Source organism: Prosthecobacter sp. (genome assembly GCF_020439865.1).
In the GTDB taxonomy this organism is placed as follows: Bacteria; Verrucomicrobiota; Verrucomicrobiia; order Verrucomicrobiales; family Verrucomicrobiaceae; genus Prosthecobacter.
In genome coordinates this window covers 1-8937 of sequence record NZ_JAGRPF010000026.1, presented here as the reverse complement: position 1 = coordinate 8937, position 8937 = coordinate 1, and the positions used below count along the sequence as shown (strand labels likewise).

Annotated in this window: 6 protein-coding genes and 1 pseudogene; all 7 read right to left on the bottom strand. The window is 60.7% G+C overall.

Annotated elements, in window-relative coordinates; all coding sequences use genetic code 11:
- Positions 1–247 (bottom strand): annotated as a pseudogene (locus KDL09_RS02240) (DUF1501 domain-containing protein); the annotation flags it as partial.
- Between the two features lie 37 nt (positions 248–284).
- The gene (locus KDL09_RS02235) at positions 285–1334 is read right to left on the bottom strand and encodes a hypothetical protein (RefSeq protein WP_294380885.1); all 1050 of its coding nucleotides are present in this window, start codon (positions 1332–1334) and stop codon (positions 285–287) included.
- Positions 1335–1373: 39 nt separating this feature from the next.
- Positions 1374–1814, bottom strand: a complete 441-nt coding sequence (locus KDL09_RS02230) for a hypothetical protein (protein ID WP_294380883.1) — start codon at positions 1812–1814, stop codon at positions 1374–1376.
- Between the two features lie 8 nt (positions 1815–1822).
- Positions 1823–2449 carry a trimeric intracellular cation channel family protein gene (locus KDL09_RS02225; protein ID WP_294380881.1) on the bottom strand — a complete coding sequence of 209 codons (627 nt, stop codon included), beginning with the start codon at positions 2447–2449 and terminating at the stop codon, positions 1823–1825.
- 2 nt (positions 2450–2451) lie between these two features.
- Entirely contained in the window at positions 2452–4671 is a 2220-nt protein-coding gene (locus KDL09_RS02220; protein WP_294380880.1) for an exo-alpha-sialidase, read from the bottom strand.
- Between the two features lie 5 nt (positions 4672–4676).
- The gene (locus KDL09_RS02215) at positions 4677–5261 is read right to left on the bottom strand and encodes a MarC family protein (protein WP_294380879.1); all 585 of its coding nucleotides are present in this window, start codon (positions 5259–5261) and stop codon (positions 4677–4679) included.
- Between the two features lie 8 nt (positions 5262–5269).
- Positions 5270–8866 carry a proline dehydrogenase family protein gene (locus KDL09_RS02210; protein WP_294380878.1) on the bottom strand — a complete coding sequence of 1199 codons (3597 nt, stop codon included), beginning with the start codon at positions 8864–8866 and terminating at the stop codon, positions 5270–5272.
- Between the last annotated feature and the right edge of the window lie 71 nt (positions 8867–8937).

The following is an 8937-nucleotide window of genomic DNA, read 5'->3' as shown; positions in this document are numbered from 1 at the left end:
GGATCGATTTAAAATCACCGCGAATCTCCAGCGGCGCATCCGGCTTCGGGTCAAACGTCTCATGCTGGGGCGGTCCGCCGCTGAGAAAGAGAATGATGCAGCTCTTCGCCCTTCCGAACGAGCCTTCCCGGCCGTTCATCGGCTTCGCTTTGAGCAACGAAGGCAGGGAGAGCCCCAAACAACCCAAACCTCCGACGCGCAACCATTCGCGGCGGTTGGAGGAGACGGCTGGAGGGGCTCGATGCATGCGCTCGCAGTTCTACGCCCCGCCTCGCAGGCCTCTCTCACACACGGTGCAGCTTGTACGGATAGACATGGTCCGCGTTCCACTGGCAGCCATAGAGGTCGCCCGCGTCATCGACGCACACGTCATGCACGTTCCGGAAGACCGGCTGGTCCTGCAGCAGGAGGCCGACCTGATCGCCGTCATACTTCGGCTGCTGGCCGCCGGGCGCGGAGATGACGCGGTTGTTCTTGTCCAGAATGATGATGAACCCGCGCTCGCGCCACATGCGGAAATCATTCGGTTTCATGCCAAAGCACACACCGGAGAGCAGCAGATCGCCCGCGATGACCGGCCGGCTCATGAACGCGCCGGGCAGATACACCGAATGCGAGTAGGTGCCATCGAGCTTGTACCAGTGAAACTCATTGCGGATGCGCTCCGTGCACAGCACCAGCGGCTCCGGCTCGCGTGTGTCGATCGTCACGCCATGCGCCTGCATGAACTTGCCCGCGTTCATCGCCTGCGTACTCACGCCGCCGAATTTGCGGATGAATTTCCCCTGAGCGTCGAAATGCAGGATGAACTGTGACCCGTAGCCATCTGCCACATAAATGTCGCCGTTCGGTGCCGCCACAGCCTCCGTCGGCGCATACTTCGTGACGGCGTCGTAGGCTCCGCAGTCCTTCGCATGCGGCAGTTCCAGCAGGACTTCGCCGGACAACGTGGTTTTCACCACGCGCCCTCCGCTTGGATCGCACAGCAGCAGCGTCTCCTTGCCATCACGCGCATCGAGACTGAGTCCGTGACCACCACGCAGTTTCAGCGTCCAGGCATCCAGCACCTTGCCGTCCTTGTCGAAGATCAGGATGTTGTTCTTCGCCTCGTTCGTGATCAGGATCAGACGCTTCTGCGCATCCATGACCATCTCATGGCAGTCCTTCACCGGATGCACCTCACGCTTCGCCTGGCACCACTCCAAATCGACCCGATAGCGATGTTCACCATGGCCGATGATGGCGCCGTTCAGCGAAGTCTTGCTCTGCGCCTTCACAAACGGCGCGGAAAGAGCGGTGGTGGCTGTCGTGGTGATGAAGTGGCGGCGGTTCATGATCGATGAACGGCTCAATTCCGCTCGTTGTTGCCTCAGTTAGTCAAACTCCACCGACGTGGCGATGGAAGACGCCTGCTTAAGTTCGATCGCAAAAGCCTGGCTCCGATCATCCTCAGAAGTGTAGGTGACGAAGGCGATGTTTTTTCCGTCAGTCACATACCACACACGAATGAACCCGGTTGGAGGATTGTATTCACACGAAATACCGAAACAGAGCCCTGTCCGAAATGCACTGGCTTCAGTCTCGCGCTCAAGGTTCTGTGCATCTTCGAAGTGATAGAGCAGTCGTTCTAAGGCTTTCAGTCCGATGCCTGGAGTCTCTCCAGATTGATAGTGCCCAACGGTGAATTGCAACGCTCCAATGCCATCTTCGAGCGCGAGAGTCGGCGGTGTTCCAGCGGGAAGTGTGTCCGTGATGTCGCGCCAATCACCCTCCAATTTGAGGAGAACACCGGCAAACTGAACTTTGTGGCCCATTGGCAACGCTAACGCGAATTAGTCTGAATTCGACTCCGAAACGTCGGCAGCCGCAGCTTCCAGCGCATCGCGGCCAGTCGGATCAACAGAATGACCGCCATGCCGATGTAGCGATGTGTTTCCGAAGGCGGCAGCCATTCACGCAACAGCACAAAGACGAGTGCACCCACAAAAACCGCCGTCGCATAGAGATTCACATCCGGTTTGAACACCCAGGGAATCTCGCTGCGCAGCACATCGCGCAGAATGCCGCCCGCCACGCCCGTTACGACGCCGAGCAGGATTGCCACGATGCCGGGCGATCCGAACACCAGCGCCTTTTCGGTCCCGGCGATTCCAAACAAGGCCAGCCCAAACGCATCGGCCACCGCGAGCGCCCTGTGCGGCAGATGAGTGAAGCGGACGAGGACAAAAGTCGCTGCTGCCGCGACCAAGGCGGTCCACACGTGCATCGGCTCTGCGATCCAAAAAAGGGGCCGCACGCCGAGACAAAGGTCACGGATCGTCCCGCCGCCCACCGCCGTGACGAGCGCCAGCACCAGCACGCCAAACAGGTCCATGCCCTTCCCTTCCGCCGCGAGGACGGCGGTAATGGCGCACACAGCGACGGCGAAGTATTCAATCCAGGCGGGCATGATCATTTCAAATGAGGCAGAAGTTCCCGGGCCCAGATGTCATAGCCCTTCTCGCTCAGGTGCAGCAGGTCCGGCGCGAGGTCCCGTGTCAGCGTGCCGTCCGGCTGCAAAAGCGCCGCGCCGATGTCGATGACGGTTACGCGTTCATCCGCCAGCTTCGGCAGCAATGCATTTACCGCAGCGCACTTCACCCGCATCTCATCCTTCGCATCGGCACCACGCGGAAAAATGGCGTGCAGGAGCAGCTTCGCCTTCGGGAACCTCGTCTTCAGCCGCTGCACCACCGCACCGATGCCTTCTGCGATCTGCGCCGGTGCGAAGTCACCGTGTCTCGCGTTGTTCGTGCCGATGTGCAGCACGATCACCTTTGGCTGCAGCCCGTCTAGTTCACCGTGGTCGATGCGCCACAGCACATGCTGCGTCGAATCGCCTCCAAAGCCGTAGTTCGCCGCCTTCATCGGCTCGAAGTGCTCCTTCCACACCTTGGCACCCGCCTTCTCCCAGTTCTGCGTGATCGAATCGCCGAGAAACACCACCTCCACGCCCTTCTTCGGCTCCGCGACCTTCTCCGCATGCCGCGCCGGCCACCAGCCAAACTTCCCGGTGGTCTCAAAGCGGCCTTCTGACAAGGCCGCGAGGTTTGCCTGCTCCGTGGCAAACGCCGCGAAGTGCAAGCCGCCCGCACCTTCATAAACCATCGCGATCCGACCGTCCTGCATCACGCTCATGCAGGAATACATGCTGCCACGCGGATCAATCACACGTCCCTCACTCCACGTCTCGCCGTCGTCACGGCTCTCGCGCACGGTCATTCGCACGCGGCTCTTGCTGTCCGCCGGGTTGCTGAAAAGCAGCGTGCCACTCGAATGCCGGACCAAGCTCGCCTGACAGACGGGATCAGGCAGCCGCAACCACGGCTCGCTCCACTTCGTTCCGTTCCACCGCTGCCACTTTCGCTGCCCGCTTCGCGACTCATCGCGCATCGAAATGAGCATGCCGCCTTTCGTTTCGACGATCTGCGCCTCGCTCGTCGGCCCGTCACAGGGGGGCGACATCGTCCACGTGTCTCCATGATCCTTGCTCGCAATGAAACACGAGTGCGGCGTGCCATCCGCATCGCGAAACTGTGCTGGAATCACCAGCGTGCCGTCGCGGAGCTGGATCCCGCACCCCGGTCCGTCAAAACATAGCCGCCACTCCGGCTTTTTGATTTGTGAAGTGATGCTCACCGGCTTCGACCACGTCACGCCATCGTCATCACTGTGCGCAATCACAAACTGCCCCGTCTCCTCCGGTGTCATGCCCGGCCCGCTGCCAAACCAAGCGCGCTTTCCCTTCGACCAAAGCGCCGCGACAAAGATGCGTCCCGTCTCACGATCCACCAGAATGCACGGATCACCCACGCCGCTGCCATCGTAGTCGACCACACGCTGCGTCGCGCTCCACGTCTCGCCATCGTCGGTGCTCCGCGTCAGCCCCACATCGATGTTCCCCGGCAGATCGCCCGCATTGTCGTGCCGCAGGTCAAACACCGCCAGCAGCGTGCCCTTCTTCGACGTCGCTAGGCCAGGAATGCGATACGTGTGCACGCCGTCGTCACCGTTTTTGCGCAGCATCTTCGTCGTGAGTCCCGCGAAAGGCTGCCAAGGCTGAATCTGCTCCGAGTCAGGCAGATCGACGGGTTCGCCCCACCTCTGCCGCAAACTCGATTCCACATCGGCGAGTTCGTTTTCACTCAAGACGGATCGAAACACTCGAATCTCCGCCACATCGACCTTCAAGCCGTTTTGTGTCGCCACATCCGCGCCCACGATGAATCCGCCGAGCGTCCCGTTCGGCCGAGTAAACTTCAATACCTCCCACTTCGAGCCATCAGCCTTCACGCGAATCGCATCCGCGCCCGACCGTGTTGATCCATCGCACAAGACGCCCTCGCCACGAACTCTCGCAAGCATCACGATGGTGCGCGGACCATCGATGCGCCCCCAGGCATTCACCGCCTGCCACACCGCCGAGTTCCCGTCGAAACGCACCACCTCCTTCACGCCTCCGGGCGTTTTCACCTTCCAGACCCGAGGCGCCCCGTGGATCCGCGTTAGATTGCCCCACGACGTCACCAGCCCGTTGCGTGAATTCAAATGTACGTCTCCGCTATAAATGGCAATTTGCTCAGCGGCATGGGTTCCCGTGATCGAAAGCAGGAAAAAGATGATCCAGCGCATATCAGTCAGTGTTTCAGATAGTGCTCGATGCCGTTCAGAAACATCTGCACGGCCACCATGACGAGCAGCATGCCCATCAGTCGCTCTACCGCCATCGATCCCTTTTCCTTCAATATCCGTGAAATAGCCGGTGCGGACAGCAACACGGCGGCGGTGATTCCCCACGCGATGAGCAAAGCCGCAAACCAGCGCGACAGTTGCTCCGGATGGGTGCTCACCAGAACCAGCAGCGTGGCAAGCACGGACGGCCCCGCGATCATCGGCGTGGCCAGCGGTACGATGAACGGTTCCATCACCGGCTCATCCGCTTCGTGACGCGAAGGCGGGAAAATCATCTTCAGCGCGATCAAGAACAGCACGATGCCGCCGCTGATGAACAGCGCCTCCTGCTTCAAGTGCAGCAGTCCCAGCAACCACGGACCCGCGAACAGGAACACGATCAGAATCACCAGCGCGACGACCAGTTCTCGGGCAATCACACGCAGACGCCGTTCCGGCGGCACCGCACGCAATCCGGACACAAACGTGGCCACATTACCCAGCGGGTCCATGATCGTCAGCAGCAGCAGTGTGGCGGAGAGCGTGTCCATGGTCGGAATCAGCCTGCGTTTGCCTCAGGCGCAACCAATGGCGCACGTTCCTCACTCGAGCGCGCCCCCAGATTGCCGTAACGGTGGTAGTCGAAGCTCACACTCTGCTCCTGCACATACCAGAGCAGTTCCACACGTCCTTCCGCGATCACAGGTGCATCGGCGATGAAGACCTGGGCCTCCGCAGCGGCACGACGCACGAATTCAGGCACGCGATCGTGAGCGGCATAGCGCACACGGTCGGTTTCACGCTCTGAAATCGCCATCGCGAGTTCTTCGTCGCCTTCCTCGATGAATTCGATGGTCCCGGCCCAGTCCTCCGTCGCTTCGTACAGTCGCCGAAGCGCCTTTGACTCAAATCCATGCATCATGCTGATAGTGATGCGGCATCCAGCGGCTCGGGCTGCAGCAACGCGGGCGTGGAGATCAAAGGTCGTGTCATCAGGATGCACCCGGATGCGCAGCTCACGAACCGGGAAATAGCGGCGCACATTGTCCTGGCCGATGAGATGGAAGTGGTCGTGCTCCCGCTCGAACTCATCTGCCCAAGCTCGCTCATAAGACGCCAGCGCCGCCACCAATCGTGTGTTCTCGTCGAGATTGAGTGTGTCGTGCCCCTTCAACGCCGTGAGCAAGGCCGCCATGGGCGACCCGGGCGACGGTGCGGCCACGTTGGTGACGGGCGTCTCGTGGAAATGCATGAACTGCGCCACATAGTTCGGTCCGCCGGCTTTAAGGCCGGGACCAAAAGCACTCATACCCATGCCGCCGAAGGGCTGACGCAATACGATCGCGCCCGTAGTGCCACGATTGATGTAAAGATTTCCGGCACGGATGCAGGCCTTCCATTCGGACTGCTCACGGTCATCGAGACTCTCGATGGCGCTGGTGAGTCCGTAGCCGGTTTGATTCACGAGTGCGATGGCCTCGTGCAGCTTTTCAAAGCGCATCACGCCGAGCACCGGACCGAAAAACTCCGTGAGATGCGTGTAGCCGCCCGGCTGCACGCCCCACTTGATGCCCGGCGACCACAGGCAGTCGTTGCCATCAAGGCGATGCGGCATGAGCGCCCACGATTCTCCGGATTCGAGCGTGAGCAGGGCGTTTTCAAGATCGCAGGACGGCGGACGGATCACCGGGCCGATCTTCGTCTTCAAATCCCACGCGGAACCGACATGCAGGCTTTCCGCAGCCTCGACGAGTGCGCGCTTGAACTCAGGATCATCGTAAACCTCGGCCTCCAGCAGCAGCAGCGAGGTGGCGGAGCATTTCTGGCCCGCATGGCCGAACGCGGAATGCAGCACGTTTTTGATCGCGAGATCACGATCGGCCATTGCGGTGACGATCGTGGCGTTCTTTCCGCCCGTCTCGGCGCTGAGCGGCAGATCCGGCTTTGCTCGCAGCATGGTGAGCGCGGTTTCGGTGCCGCCGGTGAGGATCACCGCATTCACCAGCGGATGTTGCACAAGTTGCGCACCTTCCTTGCCGCCGGAGCACGGAACGAATTGCAGTGCCTTCTTTGACACGCCGCCGCGCCAGAAGCACTGGCACATTTCCCATGCCGGAAGCACCGCATCCGATGCGGGTTTCAAAATGACCGTGTTGCCTGCCGCGAGTGCAGCTGCAATGCCACCGCAGGGAATCGCGATGGGAAAATTCCACGGCGAAACAACAACCACCACGCCTTTGCCGTTGGCCGTGACGTTCGGCAGTTCGAAGAACGATCTCGCCGTGTCTGCGTAAAACTCGACGAAATCGACCGCCTCACTCACTTCGGGGTCGGATTCGGCCAAAGTTTTTCCCGTGTTCGCCAAAGCCGCGCCCATGAGATCAGCACGCGCTCGACGCAGCTCTTCCGCGACCTGGCGCATGACTGCCTGGCGGGCCTGGGGCGTCATTTTACGCCAGCCGTCATCGTCGCGTGCCGCACATTCGACGGCGCGTGAGATGTCATCCGGACCCGCCTGACGATAGCGGCCGACCACGACGCCGGGCCGTGATGGATCGAGGCAATCGCGTGTGACGCACTCATCGCGGAGTTCCTCGCCGCCAATGACGAGCGGCAGATCGGTGATTCGGTCCCTCCACGAATCGAGAATGCTCTTCGCCCACTTCGCGTGATGCGGCAGCGACCAGTCGGTGTCGGGTTCGTTGTGAAACTGCGTCCAGCTTGGCACTAAGGGGCGTGTGACCGGCTCGTGGCGACGATCCTGCGTGCGTCGTGGCACATCGCTCAGCGTTTGAAGGCGCTCAAACGATGCGATGAAAGCTTTTTCGAGTTCCTTCCAGTCAGCGCTTCCGGGAACGAGTTTGAAAGTGTGACGCAGAAAGTTGTCCGGACCGGTGTTTTCATCGAGACGACGGATCAGATAGCCGATGGCGCTCAGGAAGTGCTCTTTGTGACAAACGGGCGAGTAAAGCAGCAGGTTTGGCGCTTCTTCGAACAACGCACGGCGCTGGTGATTCGCCATGCCCTCCAGCATTTCGAACTGTACTCGATTCAGTGTCTGATGTTCCTGCGTGAGCACGAGCGCATATGCGACATCAAACAGATTGTGCGAAGCGATGCCGAGACGCGCGGCCTTGATGTTCTCCGGCTCCATGCCGGTGTGAAGCATGCGCTTGTAGTTGGCGTCGGTGTCGATCTTGGAGTCGAAAGGTGCCTGCGGCCAGCCTTTGACCGACGCCTCGACGCGCTCCATCTCCATGTTCGCACCTTTGACGATGCGCATGGTGATTTCAGCGCCACCGGCGGCCACTCGCCTCCGTGCCCAGTCGAGCAACTTGCGCTGCCAGCGATGTGAATCTGGAATGTAAGCCTGCAGCACGATGCCCGCGCTCACCTTTTCCAATCCGCGACGCTCCAGCGTGCGCATGAAGACCTCGCAGGTGAGGCTGAGATCGCGATACTCCTCCATGTCGAGGTAGATGAACTTCGGCACGCGTGTGCCGTCGTGGCGCGTGAAGGTGGAGCGCGCCGCGCTGCGGTAGAGCCGCTCCAGACGATCGCACAAGGTCGTGATCGTGTGCTCGCGGGCGATGGGCGACATCTGCGAGTAGAGCGTGGATATTTTTACCGAGAAGACCTCGGTCTCCGGAAGTTGCAAGGCTTCGAGATAAAGCTCCAGCCGTCGCTCCGCCTCAGCCTCGCTCAGAATCGCCTCACCGAGGAAGTTCACATTCATGCGCACGCCTTGCTCGCGGCGTTTTTGCAGGTGTTCGGCCAGCAGATCGTGCTCGGCGGGCAGGATGACGTTTGCCGTCTCCTGGCGCATGTGCTCCTTCACCATCGGCACCGACACGCCGGGCAGCCAGCCGCCAAACGTTTGGAAGCCGCGCAGCATCGCGCGATCGAGCGGACTGAAAAAGCGCGGCACACCCTGCACATCGAGGATGTGCGTGAACTGATCCACCACGCGCGAAGTCGCTTTGGCGCGAAAGGCCTGGTCGGTGAGCTGAACTAGCGTCGCCTTGTCCGAAGGCGTTTGCAGCATGCGATCCAGTTCCGCTTGCTGCCGCTTCTCCGCAGGCGTCTGCAACTCGGTCGCACGACGCTGCAGACGTGCAGCCAGCGAGATGGCTTTGGCGATGAGGTCGGCGTTCATGGCTCGCTGAGTTAGACACCCAGAACCTGCTTTACGTCGACAAATGCCTTCACGGCCTTGTCCAAATCTTC